The following is a 24,976-nucleotide window of genomic DNA, read 5'->3' as shown; positions in this document are numbered from 1 at the left end:
GACGAAAGTTCGAAGATTGCTTCCCCAGGGAAGCGCGACCCTTTTTTCGGCAGTACAATTCAAGGCATCCAAGGGAGAAAGTCATGGATACTAAGGTTGAAAACGCAGGCAAATGTCCGTTCCCGCACGGCAACACGAACGTCTCGGCAAGATCAAACCGCGACTGGTGGCCGAACCAGCTGAACCTCAAGATCCTTCACCAGGGTTCTTCCTTGTCCAGCCCGCTCGACAATGGCTTCAACTATGCCGAAGCGTTCAAGAAGCTCGACCTGAAGGCGCTCAAGCAAGACCTCGTCGCCCTGATGACGGATTCGCAGGATTGGTGGCCGGCAGACTTTGGTCATTACGGTCCGCTCTTCATTCGCATGGCCTGGCACAGTGCCGGCACTTACCGCACCGGCGACGGCCGCGGTGGCGCCTCCTCCGGCACGCAGCGCTTCGCCCCGCTCAATAGCTGGCCGGATAACGTCAACCTCGACAAGGCACGCCGCCTTCTCTGGCCGATCAAGCAGAAGTACGGCAACAGCATCTCCTGGGCCGACCTCCTGATCCTTACCGGCAACGTCGCGCTCGAATCCATGGGCTTCAAAACCTTCGGCTTCGGTGGCGGCCGCGAAGACGTCTGGGAACCGGAAGAAGACATCTATTGGGGTGCGGAAGACACCTGGCTCGGCGACAAGCGCTATAGCGGTGATCGCAATCTCGAAAATCCGCTTGCGGCCGTGCAAATGGGTCTCATCTACGTCAATCCGGAAGGCCCGAACGGCAATCCCGACCCGCTGGCCGCCGCGCGCGATATCCGCGAAACCTTCGCCCGCATGGCCATGAACGATGAGGAAACGGTTGCCCTCATCGCCGGCGGCCACACCTTCGGCAAAACGCACGGCGCAGGTGACGCTGCCCTCGTCGGTCCCGAACCGGAAGCGGCTGGCATTGAAGAGCAGGGCCTCGGCTGGAAGAACAGCTTCCGCAGCGGCAAGGGCGGCGATGCGATCGGCAGCGGTCTCGAAGTCACCTGGACCTCGACACCCACCAAGTGGAGCAACAACTTCTTCTGGAACCTGTTCGGTTACGATTGGGAACTGACGAAGAGCCCGGCCGGCGCGCATCAGTGGACGCCGAAGCATGGTGCAGGTGCCAACTCGGTGCCAGATGCGCACGACAAGTCCAAGCGCCATGCTCCGGCAATGCTGACCACAGACCTGGCGCTACGCTTCGACCCGGCTTACGAGAAGATCTCGCGCCACTTCTTCGAGAACCCGGAAGCCTTCGCCGATGCCTTTGCTCGCGCCTGGTTCAAGCTGACGCATCGTGACATGGGTCCCCGCGCACGCTACCTCGGCCCTGAGGTGCCGAGCGAAGAGCTCATCTGGCAGGATCCGATCCCGGATGCCGACTACGCGCAGATCGATGCCAACGATATCGCGGCACTCAAGGGTCAGATCGCAGCATCCGGCTTGACGATCCCGCAGCTCGTCTCGACAGCCTGGGCGTCTGCTTCGACCTTTCGCGGCTCCGACAAGCGCGGCGGCGCCAACGGCGCGCGCATCCGTCTTTCGCCGCAGAAGGACTGGGAGGCCAACCAGCCGACTCAGCTCGCTTCCGTGCTTGAGACACTCGAAGGCATCCAGAAGAAGTTCAACGACGCCCAGACCGGCGGCAAGAAGGTATCGATTGCCGATCTGATCGTTCTTGGCGGTTCTGTCGCCATCGAGCAGGCCGCAAAGAAGGCCGGCCATGACGTGGTCGTTCCGTTCACCGCCGGCCGCACCGATGCGTCGCAGGAACAGACAGACGTTGAGGCATTCGCCGTTCTGGAGCCGATCGTGGATGGCTTCCGCAACTATCAGCGGCAGGCATACACCGTTTCCTCGGAAGAGCTGCTGCTCGACAAGGCGCAGTTGCTGATGCTTTCGGCGCCGGAATTGACCGTGCTCATCGGTGGCCTGCGCGCGCTCGACGCCAATGTCGGCCAGACGCAGTATGGTGTCTTCACCAAGCGCCCGGAAACACTGACCAACGACTTCTTCGTCAACCTGCTCGATATGAGCACGGAGTGGAAGGCGATTTCCGACGCGAAGGATGTGTTCGAGGGGCGTGACCGCGCAACCGGTGACGTCAAATGGACCGCCACCCGCGCCGATCTGGTCTTCGGCTCCAACTCGCAGCTGCGAGCGATTGCCGAAGTCTATGGCCAGGCCGATGCCGAACAGAAGTTCGTGCACGACTTCGTGGCTGCCTGGACCAAGGTGATGAACGCGGACCGCTTCGACATCGCCTGATGTGACCTGGAAAGAGATTTGGACGCGGCAGCTTCAAGCCGCGTCCAAACATGCCGTGTGGCTAATATTGCGCGGTTGGATCAACCCGTTGTTGTAACAGCGCTTTGGGTCCGCTGTTTTCCGATCCATCCATTCAGTCGAGAGCGAGCCGGCTGTTCGATCAGATAGAAGCTGATGGCCCCGCACGAGATTCCCAATGCCAAAGCCAGAGGCGGCGACAGCAGGCCCTTCACAGCTGCAACAAAAAATGGCTGCTGCCAAATATAGAGCAAGAATGACATCCGACCGATCTGCCGGTGTCGCATGTCAGATACTCGATCACAGCCATCCAATTCGACTGTTGTTAGCAGTGCCCAGGAAAGGCCTCAGGGGAGCCGGCGCTTTATCGTGTCGTAGTCCACGCAGCTCAATGGTGCGGCATTCTGCAGAACCAGCGGCAGATCGAGGGACGGAATCGGAAGCGTCAACACGTCGAGCGTGGCCGTCTGCTCGGGCGACAGACGAACGTCCAGAGCGCCAAGATCGTCATCCAGTTGTTCCAGCGTATGCACGCCGATGATGGTCGACGATACGGCGGGCCGCGCCAACGCCCAAGCCAGCGCGACACGAGCAGTGGTCGTTTCAAGTTCCTCTGCGATGCGGATCAAGGCGTCGACGATGTCGAGGCGCTGCGCGTCAGGCTGTACAGCGAAAGGAGACGGGTGTTCGGACTCGAAGTTTGCGATATTCTTGCGGTTATATTTCCCGCTGATCAAACCGCCATTCAGCGGCGAATGCGAGACGACACCCAGGCCCATTCCCCGCGCCATCGGAATAAGTTCGCTTTCGAACAGCCGGGCCGCCAGCGAATACTCAATCTGCAGACCGATAAAGGGTGCCCAGCCATGAAACTGGGCAATGACCTGCGCATGCGCCACCTTCCAGGCGGGAGCATCGGAAATGCCGAAATAGCGCAATTTTCCCAAGCGGATGAGATCATTCAGTCCCGCCAATATTTCGTCGAGAGGAACCTGCATGTCCCAATTGTCAAGCCAAAAGAGATCGAGATAGTCAGTGCGCAGTCGGCGCAGGGTCTCTTCGCAGGCGGCAACGATCGCCTCGCGACCGTCGCCCTTTTCCTGCTGCTCGACGCCGAATTTGGCACCGAGGACAAGGCGGTCGCGGCTTGCCGCTTTCTGCGAGAGATAATTGCCGACAATCGTCTGGCCGCCAGGCTTTACATCGCCTCTACCGGTGTCGAGATAATTGCCGCCCCGGTCGAGATAACGATCCAGAATTGCCGCTGGTCGACTTGCCCGCGCCTGCCAAACGAAACTCTCGCCGAAAGTCATGGTTCCCAAGGCAAGCGGACTGACACGCAAGCCGGAGCGGCCGAGCGCGGCAAAATCTTCAAGATGCATTCCGAGTCCCCCGACCGGCATGAATTCCATGGACACACTACTAAGGCTACATAAGTAATATCGCCGACGAAAGGAATTAAGCGGCGATTTATGATTTTACTATTCGGGATTCCGGACAATGCGCCGGATTCCGACCGCGCCGCCTGTTTTGAAGAGGCGTCCGCTATTCGCCATCGTTGCAGACCTTGGATGCCGACATAGTCTGCAGTTTGCGGCGGTCCGGCTTCATGGTTTGAGATCAACCCCGATAGCTCAAGGTGTCGATCAGCAGCGAGAACGCGGCCGACGGCTGCCTGCGACTGGGATAATAGAGGTAGTAGCTGGAAAACGGCGCACACCAGTCGCCAAGCACCTGCACCAGGCGGCCAGTGGCCAAGATCCTCCGCACGTGATCTTACATGACGAAGCCGAGGCCTAGCCCTCCTTTCGCGACCCGCACGATCATACCGACGTTGTTGAACACCAACTGGCATCCACGCGGACACGCACCTCGCGCCCATCCTTTTCCAATTCCCACGCATATAGGCCGCCGGAGCTGAGCAGGCGCAGATTGATGCAATGGTGCTCGGCGAGATCGTTTGGCGCTCTTGGAGCGGGATGTCTTTCGAGATAGGCGGGCGAGCCGACAACCGCTATGCGCATGTCGGGGCTGATCCTCACCGCAATCATGTCTTTGGCGAACGCTTCCCCTAGGGCTATCTTGCCATTCGCCAGAAGGCACATGACGGCTTTGACCGTGTGTGCCGGTGGACGACGGAACCGTTTGGATTCAAGTCGCCTTCTTGAGGCGAACGCCAACACCGGCGATTTCGTCCTCGGGAATGAAGATGATCCCAGCTTCCTCCATGACTGCTCTGATGCGATCGAGCGTCGCAGGACGAAGCTCTTCACCCTTCTCACATCGGACAATTGTTTGCTGCGAGACATCGGCAGCTTTAGCCAACTCTCGTAGGCCCCATCCCAGAGCTACTCGCGCTAGGCGGCACTGAATTCCGATCAAATCATAGCGGTGCGATGATTTTGGTTGCGTTCTTTCGGTGTCCAAGGTATCGTCCTAGATAGTTGTCGGCCGTGCCGAGTGTTTGCACCACTCAGCACGACCTAACCACAACCAAGCTTTAGGGAGCTCGGATCATGGGTGATTCTGAGAATAGCAGAACTTYGTCTTCAAATACCCGYATAAACAYTATTTCGCGCACGACAGACTTTCTAATGCGAGGGCAGAAGCACCAAAACAGCAGCGYCGRTATCGATCCGGCGCATGCAAAGTGGTTGGAATGGAACGACGCTCATCGGGAATTCCGCCTGCGCTGCCATCAGCAGCAACGTCTGGAGACGCAATTGGTCGAGGCCGTCGGCTTTCCGAMAATARAGGTTAGCGTCCCCGGCAAGCCGACACCAGTCACCATCCAGAGTTATGCGGATATCGAATCCTGGCTGGATGGCCCGGATAACGCTGCAGCACGCGAAAAGGCCAGAGGAGACCTGTCGGCAAAACTCAGCCGCTGGAAGGCCGAAGATAAGGTCCTTGGATATTCCAAAGCACGGAAAGCCGAGCGCCTGGCCGGTGATCGCGAACTCGCTCTGGCCGCGGAATTATGGGACTTGCCTGCGAGGTCCATCGAAGGTGTGATCGCCAAGCTGCATGCCGTTCTAACCCTCGGAATATCAGGGCCGGACTGCAACGAGTTCCCCTGGCCACCACTGCGCTCGGTAATGAACGATCTCCTCGAAATGGTCAGAATGCAGCATTTCGTCGCATCGAATGGAGTGGCAGCAGCTCTTCCCGATCATCATTGCGATTTCAAAGGCATATGATATCGATCGAACCTTGGACCTGATCCTGTGCCACATGATACGGTTATTTGTCGTCAGCACCTATTGTATTGCGCCGCTGACCACTATTTGGCGAGCCGCCGGCGAACCGTCAGTTTTCTGGCTTCAGGACTGACGCCGGCCAGGGATTGCTGCCCTCGCGCAACCACTGAAGCGTATCGGTCCAGAAGCCGGCCGTATGGCTGTCGTGAAACAGGTTGAAGTGACCAACTGCCTTGCGGCCGAAGTCTTCCGGAGTCAGCAGCACCGCAACGCGCTCCGCTCCCACATAGTAGCTCAACGTCCGGCTAACTGCCCGCACTGTGCCAAGTTCATCATCAGAAACCACGACAGCAAGGATCGGCGCCCGGACGGCAGCAATCCGGCTCAATGCATCCTGCCTCTCGCTTTTCGGGTAGTTGAGCTCGAAGCGACGGCGACGAAAGCTCCATTCGTTGGCCACACCAGCCGGCAGATCCTCCAGCCACCCCAGCCGGCGACCAGGGAAATAGCCGCAGACAGCCGTCATGACAGGCATGACTAAATGCCATTTCAAGAACAGACCGAGCCGCCGGCCCGGCGCGTATTCTCCCCACCAGGCATATTGCGCACCCATGGTCAGGATACGGTCGATCATCCCGGCACTTTCCGCCAGACCCGGCAGGAAACCGCCGATACTGTGACCAACGACCATCAGCGGACCGCCGCGATGACGATCCGCCATGAGCCGCAGCGCGGCTTCGAAATCCTGCATACCCCAGTCGCGCCAGCGATAGCCAATGCCCTTGAGCTGCGGCGGACGGGACTGGCCGATGCCGCGATAATCGAAGGTCAGGACATCGAATCCGTGTCGCGTGAGAAATTGCGCGTAGCGATGATAATAGCGTGCGAGCACGCCTGTCGCCGGATTGATGATGACGCTGCCTTCCGGCCTATTCGCCTCCGCGAGCCAGAGATGCCCGCCGAGAACGACGCCATCCTGGCAGCGAACGGAAAGCGGCAAGCTGCTTGCACGTGAGGAAGGGATCGGTTGCTGGCTCATGGTCCGCAGGATGGAACGATCGTCGCGTTGTGTATACTCACTACGCGGTATACATTGAGCCATGAGAGACAACACCCAGCCGACACGTGAGCGCATTCTCCAAGCCGCCGGAAAGCTGTTTCGCCGGGACGGCATCCGCGCGATCAGCGTCGATGCGATCGCCGAAAAGGCCGGCGTTACCAAGCGTACGCTCTATTATCACTTCCGCAGCAAGGATGACCTGATCGCTGCACATTTGCAGGCGCGCGACGAGCCGAACCTCGCGCTCTTCAAACGCTGGTTTGATGAGGCGGACGGCGATATCGCGGCGAAAGTGGCCGGCATATTTCGCAATCTGGCTCAGTCAGCCCGCGACGCCAAATGGAGTGGATGCGGTTTCCTGCGCACCTCGGTCGAGCTGGTCAATCTTCCAGGCCATCCGGCCCTGATCGCGGCTCGCGCTCATAAAAAACGCGTCGAGGACTGGCTATGCACTCTTTTTGCAGAGGCCGGAGCTGGCGACGACGCGATGCCTCTTGCCCGCCGGATAATGCTGCTGCTCGACGGCTCGTTCGCAATCGTGCTGCTTCATCGAGATCCGAGCTACATGGAAACAGCCGCGGATGCAGCGGCTGACGCCATCAGGCACGGCCTCACCAGGTCAGCAGCATCGAGATCCAGCGATAACCCAAACTAACTGAACGACAAAAGGCTATACAGGCTGGCAGCTGCGTGATCGATCACCACCGACTTGTTCGCCTCGCCATCTCCGTCCTTCTTGTCGTCATCCTTCTGATGCGATCGCTTTTCGAGCGCGCGCGTGACTTTGTCGTTATCACCACCCTCCGTGGCGCTACTGATGACATCCTCAAGCGACAGGCCAAGCTTGTCGAGGCCGAGCTCTTTTTCGAGCCCATGAATAGCTCCTGCCGCGCCAGGTTGCACCTTTAACTCTCCGAAGGCCTTCTTCATCGCCGCGACAAAGTCGTCCATGGATGCGTAGTCGTTTCGCACAATGCCCAAAGCCTTGCCCGTGCGTTCGATAAGCTCGAGCTTTTGCTTGGCGATACTGTCCCCGTTCATGCTGAACATCGCTTCGGAGACTTTCGACTGGGCAGGGTTCGGCTGCTTGGAGACGCTTACGATATTCGGCTGACCGGTTGACACCGCAATCAGCTTGTCGGCGCTGGACTGCGGCGGCGTCACGCTTGCGTTCAACTGCTGGAGAATAGCCAGAGCCGCCGAAGGCGTGCTGGGAATCGATGTCATCGCGAACCCTCGAACGCTTCGGCCTCTCCCTCATGGGAGCCTAACGCAAGCCCTATCCCTCATGCGATAGTCGATGACGGAAATACTACCTGCGGTTAGTTAAGTCTTGAATAACAAAAGCTGCACAAATCCAGAGCGCGACCCCATAAGTTGTGTGATCTCCCGGCAAAAACTGCGGGGAAGATGCGTGGTAGTCCCACTGCGGCTGGACGATAGGGACATCGCTTTATGATCAATGATATTTCAAGCGCTCTCGCCCCAATATGGCTGACGCATCGACGCCGGCGATTGGCTGGGACAGATCACTTGAAATGTCACCTGCAAGCTGCAAGTCGAGATAGCGTGCGCAGCATACCCGCAGGAACGAGGTAAAATTGCCGAGATCGTGGCCGGCATCGATCGATTCATGGTGCAGCTTGGTAATCAGCTGCACCACGTTCATGCCGTCACGCCGTGCGATTTCCTCCAGCTTCGACCAGAAGAAGTTCTCCAGCCTGACGCTGGTCACCATGCCGTCGATGCGAAGGGAGCGCGTCGTGCTTTCCCAAAGTTTGGCATCGGCCTTGATGAACAATTCGCACATGCATGCCTCCCCTTTCGGTCTCAGGCGGCGTTTGCTTCCGACAATGCGGCGGCGTCGAGCACCGCCATGAACTGCCGTAGCCACGACGGATGCGCCGGCCAGGCCGGTGCGGTCACGAGGTTACCATCGGCGACAGCGTCATTGATGGCAATATCGGCGTAGATGCCACCGGCAAGTTCCACCTCGGGGCGGCAGGCCGGGTAGGCCGAGCAGGTACGTCCCTCGAGGACACCTGCAGCTGCAAGGAGTTGCGCGCCATGGCAGATGGCGGCAACGGGCTTGCCTGCCTCGAAGAAGTGCTGGACGGCCTTGATCACATCAGGATTGAGGCGAAGATATTCCGGCGCGCGGCCGCCTGGAATGACGAGCGCGTCGTAATCTTCGGCGCGGACACTGGCAAAGGTCGCGTTGAGCGCGAAATTATGCCCGCGCTTTTCCGAATAGGTCTGGTCGCCTTCGAAATCATGGATAGCGGTTGCGACGGTCTCGCCAGCATTTTTGCCGGGGCAGACGGCATGGACCGTATAGCCGCAGGCAAGCAGCGTCTGAAACGGCACCATGGTTTCGTAGTCCTCGGTGAAATCACCGGTGATCATCAAGATCTTTGCAGCTGGCATCGTCTTCCTCCCTGAAAACCAACGCCCGCACCCTAACAAAGGATTTCGCAGCACGGGTATTAGGCAAATACTACAGGCAAACATCCCGTCGTTTCATCGAGCCTGCGACCCGCCGATACCCGGAATGACGCAAGCCTCACCGCCGCCAAACAGGCGCGAGCGTGTGAGAAAGCGTTTCTCGCGCCCATTATCGAGAGAGAACATGCCACCGCGCCCGGGCACGACATCGATGATGAGCTGCGTGTGCTTCCATGCCTCGAACTGGCTGCCGCTGATGTAGACCGGCACGCCGCCGATCTCGCCCAGCTTGACGTCGTTGCCGCCGATCATGAACTCATTTGCCGGATAGCACATCGGCGAAGAGCCGTCGCAACAGCCGCCCGATTGGTGAAACAGGATATCGGGATGATCCTGCTGGATCTCCCGGATGAGGTCCAGTGCCTTGTCCGTCGCCAGAACCCTTGGCTCGGTGCCTGTGTTAGCCATGACCGTCCTCCTTGATAGGTCGTGACGTGCGAGGGCTCCCGGCCGCAACCGGGAGCCCCATTGACTTCGTTGGGAGGTCTTAAAAGAAGCCGAGCGCCTTCGGGCTGTAGCTGACCAGCATGTTCTTGGTTTGCTGGTAGTGGTCGAGCATCATCTTGTGGTTCTCGCGTCCAATGCCGGACTGCTTGTATCCGCCGAAGGCCGCATGCGCCGGGTAGGCATGGTAGCAATTCGTCCAGACACGCCCTGCTTGGATCTCGCGGCCGAAGCGATAGGCGCGGTTGCCGTCGCGGGTCCATACGCCGGCGCCGAGGCCATAGAGCGTGTCATTGGCGATTTCGAGTGCTTCCTTTTCGTCCTTGAAGGTCGTCACGGACACGACCGGGCCGAAGATCTCCTCCTGGAAGATGCGCATCTTGTTATGGCCTTTGAAGATGGTCGGCTTGATGTAATAGCCGCTTGCCAATTCACCACCAAGATCGGCGCGCGCGCCGCCCGTCAGCACCTCGGCACCTTCCTGTCTGCCAATGTCGAGATAAGAAAGAATCTTCTCCATCTGCTCGCTCGATGCTTGCGCACCGATCATGGTTGCGGAATCGAGCGGATTGCCCTGCTTGATCGCTTCCACACGCTTGATGGCCCTTTCCATGAAGCGGTCGTAGACGGATTCCTGGATCAGCGCGCGGCTCGGGCATGTGCAGACTTCGCCCTGGTTGAGGGCAAACATCGCAAAGCCTTCCAGCGCCTTGTCGAAGAAGTCGTCGTCCTCGGCAGCCACATCGGCAAAGAAGATGTTCGGCGATTTGCCGCCGAGCTCGAGCGTGACGGGAATCAGGTTCTGGCTGGCATATTGCATGATGAGCCGGCCGGTCGTCGTCTCGCCGGTAAAGGCGATCTTGGCGATGCGCGGGCTGGTCGCCAGCGGCTTGCCGGCCTCAAGGCCAAAACCGTTGACAATGTTGAGAACGCCCGGCGGCAGGAGATCGCCAACCAGTTCTGCCCAGACGAGCAGCGAAGCTGGCGTCTGTTCGGCAGGCTTGATGACGACGCAATTGCCAGCGGCAAGTGCGGGCGCAAGCTTCCAGGCTGCCATCAGGATCGGGAAGTTCCAGGGAATGATCTGGCCGACGACACCGAGTGGCTCATGGAAGTGATAGGCTACGGTATCGTGGTCGATCTCGCCGATCGAGCCTTCCTGCGCGCGGATGCAGGAGGCGAAATAGCGGAAGTGGTCGATGGCGAGCGGAATATCGGCTGCCATGGTCTCGCGGATCGGCTTGCCGTTGTCCCAGCTTTCCGCCTGCGCCAAGATCTCCAGCTTGTCTTCCATGCGCTGTGCGATCTTCATCAGGATGTTGGAACGCTCGGTGGTCGAGGTCTTGCCCCATTTGTCCTTGGCCGCGTGGGCGGCATCGAGCGCAGCGTTGATATCCTTCTCGTCGGAGCGCGGTATTTCGCAGATCTTCCCGCCGGTGATCGGCGTCAGATTGTCGAAATACTTGCCGGCAATCGGCTCGCGCCACTCGCCACCGATATAGTTGCCATATTTCAGCTTGAACGGAGATTCGACGATCTTTTGATGCAGCATGCCATCCTCCCTTGGTCGGCAGGTCCGATGAGCGAACCCGATGAGAGAAATCTGCGTCCGTCCGGTCGTAAACGGTAGTGCCCCTGCGCGATGCTGCAGCGCACAGTGTCGCAACTCTGCGACAGCTACGCCACGCAAGTGCAGATTGCCGAATGATCAGTGCAGATTGAGCCGCTTCATCTTGCGATGGAGTGTTGAACGGCTCATGCCGAGCGCCGCCGCTGCCTGCGAGACGTTGCCGCCGGCACGGGAAAGGGCACGCAGCAAGGCGGCACGCTCAGCCTCCAGTAGATCTTCTCCCGACTCCCCCCGCTGCTCGCGCAAAACGTCGGAAGCMGGGATTCCGGCCTCGATCCGATAATCGTCGAGTTTCAATGCGAGGCGAGCGGCTCGCGTCGCTCCAAGCACGAGATCGTTGCGATCGACGGCCAGAAGCGCCGAGGTGGAGGCGGTATCCGTTGGGACCATGACAAAACGAGCGCCGGCAAAGGCACTCCTGAACAGGTTGAGCTCGATGCGCACCGCCGCGTCGCGAACGGTCTGCGACAGGATTGCCAGGGTCGCATCGTTGACATCATCGCGGCAGGTAGAAATATCCAGCGCTCCGGCCAGCTGCCCGCGATGGTCACGGATCGGCGCGGTCGTGCAACTCAAGTCGATGTTGGCGCACAGGAAATGCTGATCGCGGAAAATAGCGACGGCCCGGTCGTCCGCCAATGCCGTTCCGATACCGTTCGTGCCGACGCTTGCCTCGGTCCAGACCGAGCCTGTCCAGAGACCGAGATCGCGAAACTCCTTGTCGTCGCCGGCTGCCCCGCGACGCTGGAGCGCAATACCATCCCGGTCGGTCAGCAGTAGGCAGCAGCCGGCCTTGCCGACTGCAAGGAAGAGACGATCCAATTCATTCGTAGCTTCGGCCATCAACCGCCCGGCACGCTCGACGGCGGCGGCAAACTCCTGTCCGCTCAACCGCATTGGTGAGCGCTTTTCCTCCGGAGCAAGACGATGCATGACCATGCAACGCCGCCAGGAGGCGGCAACAGGCGAACTCGCCGCAGCCGACTGAGCCGACGCATAGACCTGATCCGCATGCGCGGAATATTGATGCATCTGGCTCCTCCCACCGAACGCGAAGACGATTGTCGCTAAAAAAACAGGCCAAGGCAATCCTTCATTGGTTCCTTGCCTGTTCGCACCTACGGGGCAGTGGGGCGGCTTACTTCATGCCGAAGCCCCAAATTCCCGACTCCATCTCTTTCAGGCGGCTGTCAGCGTGTTGTTGTAACAGCAACGAAACGACAGGACGGAGCTTGAGACCCATTTTCATGAATGCCAGGTTCATTGGTGCGTATTTTGCCCGCCAGGGAGCGTTGACTTATTGCCTGCATCCGGATTTGTCCCGATGAAGCAAACCCTGATGGGCACCGCCGACACCTGCCGCGCACGCCTCATCAACGGCTTTCGTCGGTTTTTCGAAACGCCGGCATTCGCGCCGCCGGCCAACCGTCCGCTCCTCGAGCGCCCCGTCGCTGTTCTCATCATCTTCCTCGTGCTGTCCCTGCTCGTCATGACGACGGCAGACTACCCGCTTGGGGTCTGGATGAAGTCCTTTCCCGAGCAGTTGCGCGGAACGGCCAAATGGATCAGCAGTTTCGGCACCGGTCTTCTCGTTCTGTCATTCAGCGGCGCCCTTCTGATATTCGGTATCCTGATGCCGGCACACAGGCTGCGCAAGTCAGCCCGCACCGGAGCCGATCTCGTTGCGACCGCGGCAGCCTTCATCTTCCTGTCGGTTGCCGGCGGCGGCATCGTCGACTCGCTTTTGAAGAACTCAATTGGCCGCGCGCGCCCCGAACTTCTGGACACGAACGGCGCCTTTTCCTTTCGGCCTTTCGCCTTCCATGCCGATTTCGCATCGTTTCCGTCCGGGCACTCCGCAACGGCAGGAGCAATGGCCATGTCGCTGGCGCTCGTTTTTCCGCGTCTGCGCGCGGTATTCATATCGGCCGGCGTGCTGATCTGCCTGTCACGGCAATGGGTAGGTGCCCATTGGGCGAGCGACACCCTTATGGGCTGGGGTGTTGGCGTTGCGTTCGCCTTGTGGCTCGCTCACGCCTTTGCCCGTCGCAGATTGCTCTTCTCCTACTCCGCCGATGGTCGTCTGTGCCCTGGAGAGCGGTATAAGACCGTCTTAATGATCTTGCGTGTGCTGCTGCGCCGTGGGCTGACGAGGAACGCAAAGGGGCGGAAGACCTGCGCTTCGAAACCAAACCTTCCCTCCCCGGTGTTGGAAACACAGCCCTGATCAATCGCGGGATCATCGTCCCTCTCATTCCGTTCCTCTGACGAAAGAGCCGATCATTCGGCCGTTGACCCAGTGCAATGGCGAGTGAAACGCGCCTTCAATCTCTCCATCAAAGACCTCAGCGCTAGTTAGCACCGATCTCCCGGCGCCTCCCTTCCGGCCGCACTCAAATTTCTCGCGCAGGCCACGACGGATTTGCCGGTCTGCCTCGTTCAAGAACTGAAGGGATAACAATCCGTTTCTTCAGGAAGAGAGTACACCATGAAAAAGCTCACTTTGCTCGCCTTGGCGGCAGCAGCCTGCTTTGCAGCCATTTCACCGGCCGAAGCCCGCGATGGATGCGGCCTCGGCTTCCATCGCGGCCCATATGGCTATTGCCGCCCGAACGAACGGCCTGTCGTCGTCGTACCAGTCGGTCCGGCCGTTGGGATCTTCTATCCCGGCCGCGGCTATTGGGACGGACACCGCTATTGGGTGCACCGCGAACGGTGGCATGATGGCTGGCGCTACCGCTAAGAGGTCACGACCGACCCGATCCTCCTGATCGACATTGGACGGGATCCGTCTTGCATGGCCTGCAGACCAGCGTAGCCTTGCACGCGTTGGTCTGCAATTGACGCGCGGCTCACAACCGGGAAAAGCTGTCTTCGGAACTAGCGATAACGAGCACGGCCTCGCGCATGAGCGACAGCGACGACATCGACCATCACGGCCCCATCATCGTTTTCGATGCCATGTGCGTCCTGTGCTCTGCCAATGCACAATTCGTGCTGAGCCACGACCATATCGGTCGCTTTCGCCTCGCCTCGATGCAGAACGAAACCGGCGCCCGACTCTACCGGCGCTACGGCATCGATCCCGCCAACCCCGATAGCCTCATCATCGTGGATGGAACAATGGTGCTGCGCGATAGCGCCGCCGTGCTTTCCATCTATGCCGGTCTTGGCTGGCCCTGGAAAGCGCTTTCGCTGCTGCACCTTATACCGCGCGCATTGCGCGATCCCGCTTATCGCGCTCTGGCTCGGAATCGCTATCGATTTTTCGGGAAGCGCGAGACCTGCTGGGTACCGACGCCTGAACAAGCGAACCGCATACTTTGAAGAAGATTCTCGTCCTAGGCGGTTATGGCGGTTTCGGTTCGCGCCTGTCGCGACGACTGGCCGGCGATGGCTTCCAAGTTCTGGTTGCCGGGCGAAACCACGAGCTGGCAGCAGCGCTTGCCCGCCGGCTACCCAACGCACTTGCCCTTCGGGCCGACCGCAACGGCGACCTGACGGCAATCTTCAGGGAACACCGGCCCTTTCTCCTCATCGACGCCGCAGGTCCGTTTCAATCGAGCGGCTATCGCGTCGTCCAGGCCTGCATTGCTGCCGGAATCCACTATATCGATCTTGCCGATGCCCGCGATTTCGTCGGCGCGATCGGCACGTTTGATGAGCAGGCTCGTGCAGCGGGAGTTGCGGTCATCTCCGGTGCCTCGAGCGTCCCTACTCTTTCGAGCGCCGCCGTTGCCACTCTCACGCAGGATATGGATCAGGTGCGTTCGATCGAGATGTCGATCAGCGCCTCCAACCGTGCGACGGCGGGGGTCTCTGTCGCCTCTGCAATCCTCAGCTATGTCGGCAAGCCGGTGCGGCTGTGGCGCGGCCGGCGCTTTCAAGAAAAAACCGGCTGGCACATGTTGAAGCGTCAGGGCTATGCCGTTGCCGGAAAACCCGTTTTACGGCGGCTGGTTGCACTTGCCGACGTGCCGGATCACGATCTTCTGGTTGACGGCACATGCGGTCGACCGAGCGTTCTCTTCCGGGCCGGACCGGAATTTGCCTTCCAGACCCTGTTTCTCTGGCTGCTCTCCTTGCCTGTCATTTGGGGTTGGGTAACGTCACTGCGGCAAATCAGCCGCTTCCTGCTGCCACTGCAGGGCCTTACCGCACGGCTTGGTACAGCGCGATCGGCGATGACGATCGAGACGAAGGGCATCTCGCAAGGAACCATGCTGGGCCGACGCTGGACGCTCATCGCCGATAATGGCGATGGCGTTGAAATCCCGACCCTTCCGGCACAACTATTGGCGCGCGCCCTGCGCAACGGAAAACTCGCCGCCGGAGCTCGTCCGGGAAATGGCCTGCTGGAGCTTAGACAGTTTCGCGAACTGTTTCAGTCTCTGTCGATAAATGATGAAGTACAGGAAACACCTTACAGGCCGCTCTATCAGCGCGTCATGGGCGCGGGCTTTGCACGCCTGTCGGAACCTGTGCGCGCCATGCACGCGGTCTTCGGCGACGGCGGGGCAAAGGGCGATGCGCACGTCGATCGCGGGACGTCATTTGCGGCACGTCTCGTTGCCAGCATGTTCGGGTTTCCGCCCGCCGGCGATCACTCTCTGTATGTCTCCTTCGAAGAAGAAAATGGCATCGAACGATGGGAGCGCGATTTTTCCGGCGACCGCTTCTCCAGTTGCTTGAGCGAGCAGGACGGCCACCTTGTCGAGCGCTTCGGCCCATTTCGCTTCGCATTCGACCTCCTGCCGCGCGGCAACGGCCTCAGCATGGAAATACGCAAATGGTTTTTTCTCGGTGTTCGGCTACCGCTTGCCCTCGCACCGCGCAGCACCGCCTATGAGTGGACGCAAGACGACCGCTTTCACTTCGATGTCTCGATCGCCTTGCCGCTGATCGGCTTGATCGTCCACTATCGCGGCTGGCTGCGGCCACTTGCCTGACGTTGCCCATACCTCTGTGAGCGACCATCGCTACCGACTGACTGAGCGGCAGGTAGCGATGGTCTTAGAGTTCAGCCGCTTGCGCTTGCGGCGCTGAGGACGGCCTTGACCGTGGCGGCGGCGACGTCGTTATCGATACCTACGCCGAAGACCTGCGTACCGTCTGGCCGTACGCATTGCAGATAGGCGGCTGCCTTTGCATCCGTTCCGCGACGAAGCGCATGTTCCTGATAGTCCAGGACGTTGAGTGTCACACCGAATGCGTCAGCAATCGCAGAGAGGGTTGCCGAGACGAGGCCGTTGCCGCGACCGGTCACCGCAACGTCCCGCTCCCGATGACGAATGCGGCCGGTGAAGACACGCTCGGCACCTGCGGTTCGGCGAAAGCCGCCTTCATAATCGACAAGTTCGAAGCTCTCGATATCGTCGACGTGATAGGCGTGCACGAATTCCTTCCAGATATCTTCCGCCATCAGTTCGCGCTTGGTGCTGTCGGCCAGAAGCTGAACGCGCCTGCTGAAGTCGACCTGCATGGCACGCGGCAATCTCAGACCCTTGTCCTGTTCGATCACCCAGGCAACACCACCCTTGCCCGACTGACTGTTGACACGGATGACGGCCTCATAGTTCTCGCCGATATCTGCGGGATCGACGGGCAGATAGGGCATTTCCCAGACACCGTCATTGCGGCGCTCGTGGGCAGCAAATCCCTTGCGGATGGCATCCTGATGCGAGCCGGAGAAGGCCGTGTGCACCAGTTCACCAGCATAGGGATGGCGGGGATGAACCGGTAGCCCGTTGCAATATTCCACGGTCCTGACCACATCGCGGATCGACGGGAAGGAAAGACCGGGATCGATACCCTGCGTGTAGAGGTTCAAGGCCAGTGTCACGAGATCGACATTGCCGGTGCGCTCGCCATTGCCGAAGAGGCAACCTTCGACGCGGTCGGCGCCGGCCAGCAAAGCCTGTTCCGCCGAGGCGACCGCCGTGCCTCGATCATTATGGGGATGGACGCTGATAACGACGGCATCGCGCCGTGAAATATGGCGGCAGAACCATTCGATCTGGTCGGCATAGACGTTGGGCATCGCGACTTCGACCGTCGCCGGCAAATTGAGGATGGCGGGCCGCTCTGCCGTCGGCTGCCAAACATCGAGCACGCGTTCGCAGATTTCCAAAGCGAAATCAGGCTCGGTGAAGCAGAAGGTCTCGGGCGAATATTCGAAAGTCCACTCGGTCTCAGGCTGCTTACGGCTTTCCTCCAGCATCGTCGTGACGCCGCTGACGGCGAGATCGACGATCTCATGACGCTCCATGCCGAAGACCACACGCCGGAAGAGCGGTGCCGTCGCGTTGTAAAGGTGAACGATGGCCTTACGGGCACCGACCAGGGATTCGAAGGTACGCGCGATGAGATCGGCGCGAGACTGGGTCAGCACCTGTATCGTCACATCCTCGGGAATGCGGCCCTGCTCGATCAGCGCCCGAACGAAATCGAACTCGATCTGTGAGGCCGATGGGAAAGCAACCTCGATCTCCTTGAAGCCGCAAGCGATCAGCATGTCGTAGAAGCGCAGCTTGCGCTCGACATCCATCGGGTTGGCCAGCGCCTGATTGCCGTCTCGCAAATCCGTGGAGAGCCAGCGCGGCGCCTTGGCGAGCCGCCTGCCTGGCCATTGTCGACTAGGCAAGTCTATAGGGGAAACAAAGGGGCGATATTTGGTTTCGGGATTCGTCAACATGATCCGTTCCGTTGCGTATCGATATTCTTGGAAAAAGCGAACAGCAGCCTACGGTCGCCGGGAAGCCGTCAATCCCGACGACCGCCGCTAAGTCGAAGCGCAACGGAAAGAAGCTCACGAACGGACATGTCAGCGTGGCTCGCCAGCAGATGCAAGGGTGCGACGGCTGCGGAACGCCGCCACTCGGATCCATGCAAATTGCGGGATGGGATGAACACTTGACGATAGGTTCCTGCTTGAAAGGACCTATAGGCTATCGCCGCCAGCTCTGATAGTCTTGCGCGTATGGATCAATTATCGTCGCAAAAGGATCAAAGCTACCTGCAGCATGGCGCCAATGTTGCCGAAGGCATTGCCGTCATTGCGCATGACGAGCACCGTTTCTCCGGCCCTAGGCATAGCCACCGGCAGGCACAACTGCTCTACGCAGTCGACGGTGTAATATCCTTGACCACGGACAGCGGCACCTGGGTGGTGCCGCCAAGTCGCGCGGTGTGGCTGCCGCCCAATCTTGAGCATGCGACCGCAAGCCACACGAATGTTCAGTTTCGCTCGCTGCTGATCGATGTCGAGGGTAATGCCGCCCTGCCGAAAGAATGCATGGTGGTGGAAGTCACGCCGCTGTTGCGCGAGCTCATTCTCAGGCTGGTAAGCCTCGCAGAGAAACCGGATTGCCAGGAAATGGCGCAAGCGGTCGTTCGCCTATTGCTACTGGAGCTGACCTTCTTGCCGGCGCAGCCCCTCAATTTGCAGCTGCCGCGACATCAAGCGCTTGCGGCTTTCTGCGAGATTATGCGCAGAGATCTCGCAAAATCGATTTCGATCGAGGACGCGGCCGAGGCGCTGCACATGAGCCGTGCAACCCTCATGCGGCTGTTTCAACGGGAAACCGGCCTGAGCTTCGGCCGATGGCGCCAGCAGGCACGGACGCTGAAGGCGCTGGCTCTGCTAGCGGAAGGCAGAACCATCCTCGATGTCGCTCTGGAATGCGGCTATGACAGCCCGAGCGCCTTCTCGGCCATGTTCCGTCGATCGCTCGGCCGCTCGCCACGCGACTATTTTCATACGGCGAGAGCGCGAGAAGAAGCACCGTGAGCATCATGGAGGAGCAGTCCCAGTCCAGGCAGCGGATCAAAACCGGCCATAGGGGCGAGTTTAAGCATTGGTCAGCTCAATGGAGGACACGGGCGCGAACTCCTGCATTGCGCCCAAAAACGGCTTAGGCAAAGGGGCCGCATAGGAACTGCGCTTGCTGGTGCCGAGACCCAGTGACACCAGAGCTTCGGCCTGTTTGACAGCTGCGGCGACGCCGTCAACAACGGGGACGCCATAGAGCAGCTGGAGGTCTCTTGCGAGATCCGTCATGCCGGCGCAACCAAGCACGATCGCCTCCGAACCATCTTCGGCAAGCGCCTGCTCGATTGTCGCCCGCAGCTTGCCGATCGCCCCAGAAGACGAGTTCTCAAGCTCGAGGACAGGAATGTCCGAAGCGTGAACCTTGGCACGCGCACCCATGCCGTAACGTTGAACGAGATTGTCGATCAGAATCCGCGACCGCTCCAATGTCGTGACGACGCTGAAGCGCTGCGCGATGAAACCTGCCGTTGCGACTGCTGCTTCACACAGACCGACGACGGGCACGTCACAAAACATGCGGGCGGCATCCAGGCCGGTATCGTCGAAACAGCAGATGATGACGGCATCGTAGCCCGCCACCTGTCGTAGCTTCAATTCGCGCAGCATTCCAGGCACGGCAAGGGCGCCATCATAGTAGCCTTCGATGGATGCAGGCCCCGTCTGCGAGGTCACGGCGATGATCTCCGTGCCGACGCCCGCCACCGCCCGGGCGGCTATTGCGGCCTTCTCCGTCATGGACGCCGTCGTATTCGGATTGATGAGCAATAGGCGCATATGTCAACTCTTCTTGGCTTGTCGGCGACCGAGCATGGTCATGATTGCAAGTGCCAGCAGGATGATGGTGAAGGAAAAGAGTGTCGTGACCGTCCCAAGCGCGTAGAGCACCGGCGTCGTCACATTCGTCGTCATGCCGTAAATCTCAAGCGGCAGGGTGTTATAAGTACCTGAGGTCATCAGTGTGCGAGCGAACTCGTCGTAGGACAGCGTGAAGCCGAACAGACCGACACCAATCAGGCTTGGCGCGATCATCGGCAACACGACGTGACGGAAGGTTTGCCATGAGGTCGCGCCGAGATCGCGAGCAGCCTCTTCATAGGCCAGCGAAAAACGGTTGAAGACTGCGAGCATGATCAGCACACCAAAAGGCAGCGTCCAGGTCAGATGCGCGCCGAAAGCTGAGGAATACCAGGCCGGAGCGAGACCACCCTGCTGAAAGACGACGCCGATCCCGAGCGAAATGATGATTGAGGGCACGACGAGGCTAGCAACAGTGGCATAGAAAAGAAACGTCGAACCGCGAAAGCGCTTGCGAAAGGCGAGACCGGCCAGCAGCGACACGATAACGGTGACAAGCATGACCATCGCGCCGAGGATCAGCGATCGCAGAAACGACGCGCCGAAATCCCCGACTGCCTGCTTTTCGAAGAGATTGGCAAACCAGTGCAAGGATACGCCATTCAAGGGAAAAGTCAGGCCACCGTCCGGCCCCTGAAAGGACAGGATGACGATGGCTGATAGCGGACCATAAAGGAACAATACGAAGACAGCGAAGAAAATCGCCAGGACATAGAATTCCAGACTGCGCTTTTCGCGTTGCATTTCAAAGCTCCTTGCGGATGTCGACGATGCGCAGGATGGCGGCCACCATCAGTAGGACGATGATCAGCAGCACCACGGCATTGGCCGCCGCCGCAGGATATTGTAGCAGCGACATCTGGTTTTTCATCATCAGGGCGATGGACGCACTCTGGCCGCCTGACATGACCTGGACCGTGGAAAAATCCGCCATAACGAGCGTGACGACGAAAATACTGCCGATTGCAATTCCAGGCTTGGCCAGCGGTATGACCACGTTCCAGAGTATCTGCCATCCGCTGGCGCCTGCATCGCGGGCCGCTTCGAAGAGCGAGCGGTCAACGCGCATCAGCGTATTGAAGATCGGGGTCACCATGAAGAGCGTATAGAGATGCACCATGGCGAGCACGACAGCAAAGTCGGAGTAGAGCAGCCATTCGATCGGTCGGGGAATGAGGCCCATCTCGATCAGTGTCGAATTGACCAGGCCATTGCGCCCGAGCACGGGGATCCACGAGATCATGCGGATGATATTCGACGTCATGAACGGCACGGTGCAGACCAGAAAGAGGATCATCTGCGTCGAAGTGCGGCGAATATGGAAAGCGAGAAAGTAGGCAACCCAGAAGCCGATGAACAACGTCAGGGCCCAGACAATGGCGGTGAACTTCAAGGTGTTGAGATAGGTCTTCCAGGTCACCCATGAGCCGAGCGTTTCGATATAGTTGGTGGTCAGGAACGCGGGATAGAGACCGGCAAAATCATAATCCCAGAAGCTGACGATGCCGATCATGGCAATCGGTAGCAGGAAGAAGAAGCCAAGGATGAGGAAGAGCGGCGCGGCTTGCAGATAGGCCATGGCCCAGCTGGGAACGCCTAATCCGCCTCCGGTTTTTTGTCTTTCCTGCTCCAGATCCGAGGAAGCGATCGTCGCCATGTTCCGGTCTCTCCATTGATGGGATCCTCCCCCGGAATGACCGAGGGAGGAGATGATCGATGTCGGCCTAGGCGGCGATGAACTCGTTCCAGCGACGAACCATGTAGCGATCTTCGTCCATGACGGAATTCCAGCAGGCGACCGCACCCATGCGGGCCTCGAAGGAGCCGCCGTCTCGAACGGCCCCGGCCTTCTCCATGACCTTGCCTTCCGGAGAGAGAATATCGCCCTGCGCTGGCTTACCCTCAATCCAGTAGCCCCATTCGTCGGCTGACATGAACTGCTTGGCCGTTTCCATGCAGGCGGAGTAGTAGCCCTGCCGGTTGAGATAGCCGCCAACCCAGCCGGATGTGTACCAGTTGATATATTCATAGGCGGCATCAAGCTGCGCGCCCTTCAGATGCGAGGCGAGGCCGAGGCCGCCGCCCCAGGCGCGGTAGCCTTCCTTTAGCGGCTGGAAGGTGCAGGCAATTCCCTTCGAGCGCACGGCGGCGACGGCCGGCGACCACATCGACTGGATGACGACTTCGCCCGATGCCATCAGGTTGACGCTCTCGTCGAAAGACTTCCAGAAGGCGCGGAACTGTCCGTCCCCCTTGGTCTTGATCAGGAATTCAATTGTCTTGTCGATCTCCGCCTTCGTCATGTTGCCCTTGTCGGCATATTTGATCTTGCCGGCAGCCTCCATGATCATCGCTGCATCCATGATGCCGATGGATGGGATGTTGAGGATCGCGGTCTTGCCCTTGAAGGCCGGATCGAGAATGTCGGCCCAGCTTGTGATCGGACGGCCCGTGAGATCAGGGCGAATGCCGAGCGTATCGGCATTGTAGATGGTCGGAACCATCGTCATCCACTGCGTCGGCTCCTTGGCAAACTTCTTGGAACCCTGCGCTTCGACGAATCCGACCGTATGCGGCGCCGTCCCTTGCGCAATAACGCTATCCGGCTTCAGCTTGCCGTTGATGAAGAGAGGTACGATCTTATCAAAATACTTGAGCTTCTTGACGTCCATCGGCTGCAGCACGCCAGATGGGAATACTTTTTTGGCGATCCAGTATTCGATGTCGGCGATGTCGTAGCTGTTCGGCTGGGTGACGGCGCGCTGCGCTGCGGCATCGGAATCGGTCGCCGTCATCTCAAGCGTAATGCCAAGATCAGCCTTGCACTTCTCGGCGATGGCATTGATGTTCGACACGCCGGTGCCGAACTGGCGCAGTGTGATGTTCGATTGCGCCCATATGGTCGGAAAGCCCGTGATAACGCCGGAACCGGCCATGGCGCCGAGAGCGGCGGCACCGGTCTTGAGCAGCGAGCGGCGAGAAATGCTCTTGCTGATCTTGGTAGTCTTCACATCAGTCGTCATGTCAGTTCCCCTTTTTGATGATTAGGATTTTCATGCGGACATACGGCCCAGAAGGATGACGTCCTCCTGAGCCCAACTCAGTGAGACGGCGTCCCCGATAGCTACCGATCTGGCGGAGGCGTCGTCATTGCTTGTAATCACGGTGAAATCGTCGCTACCGGCGCCGATGATCGTGATCTTCAACGTCGCACCGCGGTATTCAACGTTGGAGATCACACCGTTGAAGCCGAGGCTTTTGTCAGCGGCAGGCTCAAGTCGAACTCGGTCCGTGCGAATGCCGATATCGACGGGCTCACCGACTTGGCGGCCTCTCCCGCGCGCGGAGAAGCTCTGCCCATGCGCCACGGTCATGGTAACGACGTCATCCTCGTTCGAAGTCACCCGCCCCGACAGCACATTATGGTCGCCCATGAAGCGGGCGACGAAGGCTGTTGCAGGATGCTCGAAGATCTGGCGTGGCGTTGCCGCCTGTTCAATACGGCCATCATTCATGACGACGATGACATCGGCGAGCGCCATTGCCTCCTCCTGGCTGTGCGTGACATGAACGAAGGTGATGCCGAGCGTCTTCTGCAGCCTCTTCAATTCGGCACGCATACGGATCTTCAGGAACGGATCGAGTGCTGAGAGCGGTTCGTCTAACAGAAGCGCCTCGGGATCGGTGATCAGGGCACGAGCCAGCGCAACGCGCTGCTGCTGACCGCCCGAAAGCTGTGCGGGGCGTCGGCTTGCGTAGGCCTCCATCTGCATCAGCCTCAGCATGTCGAGCGCCTTGGCGCGACGTTCGTCCTTGTTCACGCCCTTCATCTTCAGGCTGAAGGCGACATTGTCGACAAGATCGAGATGGGGGAAAAGCGCATAGGACTGAAACATCATCGCGGTGCCGCGCTTGGCGGGAGGAAAGTCCGTGACGACGATATTGCCAAGCCGGATGTCGCCGGACGAAATAGTTTCGTGTCCGGCAATCATGCGCAGCGTCGAGGTCTTGCCGCAGCCGGAAGGCCCCAGAAAGCAGCAATAGGCCCCTGCCGGGATTTTCAGGCTGATCGCGTGGACGGCCGTGATCGTCCCATAGACCTTCGAAACGGACGCAATGTCTATCTCTGCCGCTTTCGACATCATCTTCCCCTTTTGTTTGGGAAAGGCATTGCATCAATCGTGCCAGTTTTGCTGCGGTGCACTAACTTATTGTAGTATCTATATTTTCATTGCCGCCGCTGTCTTTGCCCTCCCGAGTGCAGAAATCAACTTGCTCATTAATTAGGCGATTGTCTGCGATACATACAGGCAATTGTATACGATTAAGTACTCCATTTGCCGCAAATTCCAGTTAACTTCCTCAGCAAACCGAGATATCGTTTGGTCAAATATCAGGTCAGCGACTTCATGAACTCTTCAGCAACTGCGCTTCACGCACCCGCCGATTCCACAGAAAATGGGTCCCAACAGATCCGCGACGCAATTCGCGAAGCGATCGTCGAGCGCAGGCTCGCACCTGGAACGAAACTGTCTGAGAGCGATGTCGGCAGCCTGTTCAACGTCAGCCGGACATTGGCGCGTGCGGCTTTGCAGGCGCTCTCCTACGAAGGCCTTGTCAGCGTCGAGAAAAACAGAGGTGCTTTCGTTGCCTACCCCTCGCCCGAGGAAGCCCGGCAGATATTCGCGGCTCGACGCTTGGTCGAGCCCGGCATTCTGAAAGCGGCGGCCGAAAGGATCACTCCGGTCGAACTGGCGCAGTTGCGGCAGTTGCTGCTGGACGAAGGACGATTGATGGCGGAGCGCGGACAGTCCGCTCGCCGCGCCGAAATCAAGGCATCCGGAGACTTCCATCTGATGCTCGCTTCGATGTCAGGCAATCTCGTCATGCAGAGGTTCATGGAAGAACTCGTTGCCCGCTCATCGCTGGTGATCGCTCTTTACGGCCAATCGAGTGCCTCCAGCTGCGGTCATTCCGAGCATGGTGACATTGTTTCTGCTCTAGAGCGCAAGGACGTCAATACCGCGTGCGATTTGATGCTTCACCATATCGCTCATATCGAAGCGGATCTCGATCTGCGCGAGCGTAAGTCCTTCGGCTTGCGAGAAGCGTTCGAGCAATAAGGCGACAATCTGACAACCTATGCCTACC

The 24,976-nt window shown here is 59.2% G+C and carries 24 protein-coding genes and 1 pseudogene; 9 read left to right on the top strand and 16 right to left on the bottom strand.

Annotated features, from left to right (window positions below; all coding sequences use genetic code 11):
• Positions 1-83 precede the first annotated feature (83 nt).
• Positions 84-2,282, top strand: coding sequence for a catalase/peroxidase HPI (gene katG / locus QD461_RS11180; protein ID WP_414087822.1), 2,199 nt, complete (start codon positions 84-86; stop codon positions 2,280-2,282).
• A gap of 365 nt (positions 2,283-2,647) precedes the next feature.
• Here the strand turns inward: katG and QD461_RS11175 are convergent, their stop codons facing one another.
• The 3 genes and pseudogenes from QD461_RS11175 to QD461_RS11165 form a co-directional block, all read right to left on the bottom strand.
• On the bottom strand, positions 2,648-3,682 hold the full coding sequence (locus QD461_RS11175) for an aldo/keto reductase (protein ID WP_414087821.1): 1,035 nt from the start codon (positions 3,680-3,682) through the stop codon (positions 2,648-2,650).
• Between the two features lie 238 nt (positions 3,683-3,920).
• Positions 3,921-4,381 (bottom strand): annotated as a pseudogene (locus QD461_RS11170) (LysR substrate-binding domain-containing protein); the annotation flags it as partial.
• 70 nt (positions 4,382-4,451) lie between these two features.
• On the bottom strand, positions 4,452-4,682 hold the full coding sequence (locus QD461_RS11165) for a helix-turn-helix domain-containing protein (RefSeq protein WP_414087933.1): 231 nt from the start codon (positions 4,680-4,682) through the stop codon (positions 4,452-4,454).
• A 341-nt stretch (positions 4,683-5,023) separates the two neighbouring features.
• Here QD461_RS11165 and QD461_RS11160 point away from each other — a divergent pair, with 341 nt between their 5' ends.
• A complete protein-coding gene (locus tag QD461_RS11160) occupies positions 5,024-5,500 on the top strand; it encodes a hypothetical protein (protein WP_414087820.1) in 477 nt (158 codons plus the stop codon).
• Positions 5,501-5,609: 109 nt separating this feature from the next.
• Here QD461_RS11160 and QD461_RS11155 read toward each other — a convergent pair whose 3' ends face one another.
• Complete coding sequence (locus QD461_RS11155; RefSeq protein ID WP_414087819.1) at positions 5,610-6,539, bottom strand: alpha/beta fold hydrolase; 930 nt, start codon at positions 6,537-6,539, stop codon at positions 5,610-5,612.
• 61 nt (positions 6,540-6,600) lie between these two features.
• Between QD461_RS11155 and QD461_RS11150 the strand changes: the two genes are divergently transcribed.
• A complete protein-coding gene (locus tag QD461_RS11150) occupies positions 6,601-7,215 on the top strand; it encodes a TetR/AcrR family transcriptional regulator (protein ID WP_414087818.1) in 615 nt (204 codons plus the stop codon).
• On the opposite strand, the gene QD461_RS11145 is transcribed toward QD461_RS11150, so the two are convergent.
• The 6 genes from QD461_RS11145 to QD461_RS11120 form a co-directional block, all read right to left on the bottom strand.
• Complete coding sequence (locus QD461_RS11145) at positions 7,212-7,787, bottom strand: hypothetical protein (protein WP_414087817.1); 576 nt, start codon at positions 7,785-7,787, stop codon at positions 7,212-7,214. The genes QD461_RS11150 and QD461_RS11145 overlap by 4 nt on opposite strands.
• A 232-nt stretch (positions 7,788-8,019) precedes the next feature.
• Complete coding sequence (locus QD461_RS11140; protein ID WP_414087816.1) at positions 8,020-8,370, bottom strand: ribbon-helix-helix domain-containing protein; 351 nt, start codon at positions 8,368-8,370, stop codon at positions 8,020-8,022.
• Positions 8,371-8,390: 20 nt separating this feature from the next.
• A complete protein-coding gene (locus QD461_RS11135) occupies positions 8,391-8,987 on the bottom strand; it encodes a DJ-1/PfpI family protein (RefSeq protein ID WP_414087815.1) in 597 nt (198 codons plus the stop codon).
• Between the two features lie 93 nt (positions 8,988-9,080).
• Positions 9,081-9,473 (bottom strand): DUF779 domain-containing protein, encoded by a 393-nt coding sequence (locus QD461_RS11130; RefSeq protein WP_414087814.1) that lies wholly within the window; start codon positions 9,471-9,473, stop codon positions 9,081-9,083.
• A 79-nt stretch (positions 9,474-9,552) separates the two neighbouring features.
• Positions 9,553-11,061, bottom strand: coding sequence for an aldehyde dehydrogenase (gene adh / locus QD461_RS11125; RefSeq protein ID WP_184703254.1), 1,509 nt, complete (start codon positions 11,059-11,061; stop codon positions 9,553-9,555).
• Between the two features lie 156 nt (positions 11,062-11,217).
• Positions 11,218-12,171: a helix-turn-helix domain-containing protein gene (locus QD461_RS11120; protein ID WP_414087813.1), complete on the bottom strand. Its 954-nt coding sequence runs from the start codon at positions 12,169-12,171 to the stop codon at positions 11,218-11,220.
• A gap of 292 nt (positions 12,172-12,463) precedes the next feature.
• Here QD461_RS11120 and QD461_RS11115 point away from each other — a divergent pair, with 292 nt between their 5' ends.
• The 4 genes from QD461_RS11115 (at position 12,464) to QD461_RS11100 (ending at position 16,088) form a co-directional block, all read left to right on the top strand.
• Entirely contained in the window at positions 12,464-13,366 is a 903-nt protein-coding gene (locus QD461_RS11115) for a phosphatase PAP2 family protein (RefSeq protein ID WP_414087812.1), read from the top strand.
• A 261-nt stretch (positions 13,367-13,627) separates the two neighbouring features.
• A complete protein-coding gene (locus tag QD461_RS11110) occupies positions 13,628-13,882 on the top strand; it encodes a GCG_CRPN prefix-to-repeats domain-containing protein (protein ID WP_414087811.1) in 255 nt (84 codons plus the stop codon).
• A 164-nt stretch (positions 13,883-14,046) separates the two neighbouring features.
• Positions 14,047-14,466 carry a thiol-disulfide oxidoreductase DCC family protein gene (locus QD461_RS11105; RefSeq protein ID WP_414087810.1) on the top strand — a complete coding sequence of 140 codons (420 nt, stop codon included), beginning with the start codon at positions 14,047-14,049 and terminating at the stop codon, positions 14,464-14,466.
• Positions 14,463-16,088, top strand: coding sequence for a DUF4166 domain-containing protein (locus tag QD461_RS11100; protein WP_414087809.1), 1,626 nt, complete (start codon positions 14,463-14,465; stop codon positions 16,086-16,088). Before QD461_RS11105 ends, QD461_RS11100 begins: the two co-directional genes overlap by 4 nt.
• Positions 16,089-16,159: 71 nt before the next feature.
• Here QD461_RS11100 and leuA read toward each other — a convergent pair whose 3' ends face one another.
• Positions 16,160-17,833 (bottom strand): 2-isopropylmalate synthase, encoded by a 1,674-nt coding sequence (gene leuA, locus QD461_RS11095; RefSeq protein ID WP_414087808.1) that lies wholly within the window; start codon positions 17,831-17,833, stop codon positions 16,160-16,162.
• A gap of 285 nt (positions 17,834-18,118) precedes the next feature.
• On the opposite strand from leuA, the gene QD461_RS11090 reads away from it, so the two are divergent.
• On the top strand, positions 18,119-18,928 hold the full coding sequence (locus tag QD461_RS11090; protein WP_414087807.1) for an AraC family transcriptional regulator: 810 nt from the start codon (positions 18,119-18,121) through the stop codon (positions 18,926-18,928).
• A 60-nt stretch (positions 18,929-18,988) separates the two neighbouring features.
• Here the strand turns inward: QD461_RS11090 and QD461_RS11085 are convergent, their stop codons facing one another.
• The 5 genes from QD461_RS11085 to QD461_RS11065 all read right to left on the bottom strand — a co-directional run bounded on the left by QD461_RS11085 (position 18,989) and on the right by QD461_RS11065 (position 23,967).
• On the bottom strand, positions 18,989-19,744 hold the full coding sequence (locus QD461_RS11085) for an aspartate/glutamate racemase family protein (RefSeq protein WP_414087806.1): 756 nt from the start codon (positions 19,742-19,744) through the stop codon (positions 18,989-18,991).
• Positions 19,745-19,747: 3 nt separating this feature from the next.
• On the bottom strand, positions 19,748-20,569 hold the full coding sequence (locus QD461_RS11080) for an ABC transporter permease (RefSeq protein ID WP_414087805.1): 822 nt from the start codon (positions 20,567-20,569) through the stop codon (positions 19,748-19,750).
• A 1-nt stretch (position 20,570) separates the two neighbouring features.
• Positions 20,571-21,482, bottom strand: coding sequence for an ABC transporter permease (locus tag QD461_RS11075; protein ID WP_414087804.1), 912 nt, complete (start codon positions 21,480-21,482; stop codon positions 20,571-20,573).
• A gap of 67 nt (positions 21,483-21,549) precedes the next feature.
• On the bottom strand, positions 21,550-22,848 hold the full coding sequence (locus QD461_RS11070; protein WP_414087803.1) for an ABC transporter substrate-binding protein: 1,299 nt from the start codon (positions 22,846-22,848) through the stop codon (positions 21,550-21,552).
• 30 nt (positions 22,849-22,878) lie between these two features.
• A complete protein-coding gene (locus tag QD461_RS11065) occupies positions 22,879-23,967 on the bottom strand; it encodes an ABC transporter ATP-binding protein (RefSeq protein WP_414087932.1) in 1,089 nt (362 codons plus the stop codon).
• A 267-nt stretch (positions 23,968-24,234) separates the two neighbouring features.
• On the opposite strand from QD461_RS11065, the gene QD461_RS11060 reads away from it, so the two are divergent.
• Positions 24,235-24,948, top strand: a complete 714-nt coding sequence (locus tag QD461_RS11060) for a GntR family transcriptional regulator (RefSeq protein ID WP_414087802.1) — start codon at positions 24,235-24,237, stop codon at positions 24,946-24,948.
• Positions 24,949-24,976 lie beyond the last annotated feature (28 nt).

Origin of the sequence: Rhizobium sp. BR 314 (genome assembly GCF_047445805.1) — a bacterium.
GTDB classification, from domain to species: domain Bacteria; phylum Pseudomonadota; class Alphaproteobacteria; order Rhizobiales; family Rhizobiaceae; genus Rhizobium; species Rhizobium lusitanum_B.
The sequence above is the reverse complement of the archived record's forward strand: the minus strand, read 5'-3'. Positions and strand labels throughout refer to the sequence as shown.

Coding starts and splice junctions, on each gene's coding strand:
- katG (WP_414087822.1), top strand. CDS start 84: ATGGATACTAAGGTTGAAAACGCAGGCAAATGTCCGTTCCCGCACGGC.
- QD461_RS11145 (WP_414087817.1), bottom strand. CDS start 7,787: ATGACATCGATTCCCAGCACGCCTTCGGCGGCTCTGGCTATTCTCCAG.
- QD461_RS11085 (WP_414087806.1), bottom strand. CDS start 19,744: ATGCGCCTATTGCTCATCAATCCGAATACGACGGCGTCCATGACGGAG.
- QD461_RS11065 (WP_414087932.1), bottom strand. CDS start 23,967: ATGTCGAAAGCGGCAGAGATAGACATTGCGTCCGTTTCGAAGGTCTAT.
- QD461_RS11175 (WP_414087821.1), bottom strand. CDS start 3,682: ATGCATCTTGAAGATTTTGCCGCGCTCGGCCGCTCCGGCTTGCGTGTC.
- leuA (WP_414087808.1), bottom strand. CDS start 17,833: ATGTTGACGAATCCCGAAACCAAATATCGCCCCTTTGTTTCCCCTATA.
- QD461_RS11140 (WP_414087816.1), bottom strand. CDS start 8,370: ATGTGCGAATTGTTCATCAAGGCCGATGCCAAACTTTGGGAAAGCACG.
- QD461_RS11080 (WP_414087805.1), bottom strand. CDS start 20,569: ATGCAACGCGAAAAGCGCAGTCTGGAATTCTATGTCCTGGCGATTTTC.
- QD461_RS11115 (WP_414087812.1), top strand. CDS start 12,464: ATGAAGCAAACCCTGATGGGCACCGCCGACACCTGCCGCGCACGCCTC.
- QD461_RS11135 (WP_414087815.1), bottom strand. CDS start 8,987: ATGCCAGCTGCAAAGATCTTGATGATCACCGGTGATTTCACCGAGGAC.
- QD461_RS11110 (WP_414087811.1), top strand. CDS start 13,628: ATGAAAAAGCTCACTTTGCTCGCCTTGGCGGCAGCAGCCTGCTTTGCA.
- QD461_RS11075 (WP_414087804.1), bottom strand. CDS start 21,482: ATGGCGACGATCGCTTCCTCGGATCTGGAGCAGGAAAGACAAAAAACC.
- QD461_RS11130 (WP_414087814.1), bottom strand. CDS start 9,473: ATGGCTAACACAGGCACCGAGCCAAGGGTTCTGGCGACGGACAAGGCA.
- QD461_RS11060 (WP_414087802.1), top strand. CDS start 24,235: ATGAACTCTTCAGCAACTGCGCTTCACGCACCCGCCGATTCCACAGAA.
- QD461_RS11070 (WP_414087803.1), bottom strand. CDS start 22,848: ATGACGACTGATGTGAAGACTACCAAGATCAGCAAGAGCATTTCTCGC.
- QD461_RS11155 (WP_414087819.1), bottom strand. CDS start 6,539: ATGAGCCAGCAACCGATCCCTTCCTCACGTGCAAGCAGCTTGCCGCTT.
- QD461_RS11105 (WP_414087810.1), top strand. CDS start 14,047: ATGAGCGACAGCGACGACATCGACCATCACGGCCCCATCATCGTTTTC.
- QD461_RS11090 (WP_414087807.1), top strand. CDS start 18,119: ATGGATCAATTATCGTCGCAAAAGGATCAAAGCTACCTGCAGCATGGC.
- adh (WP_184703254.1), bottom strand. CDS start 11,061: ATGCTGCATCAAAAGATCGTCGAATCTCCGTTCAAGCTGAAATATGGC.
- QD461_RS11150 (WP_414087818.1), top strand. CDS start 6,601: ATGAGAGACAACACCCAGCCGACACGTGAGCGCATTCTCCAAGCCGCC.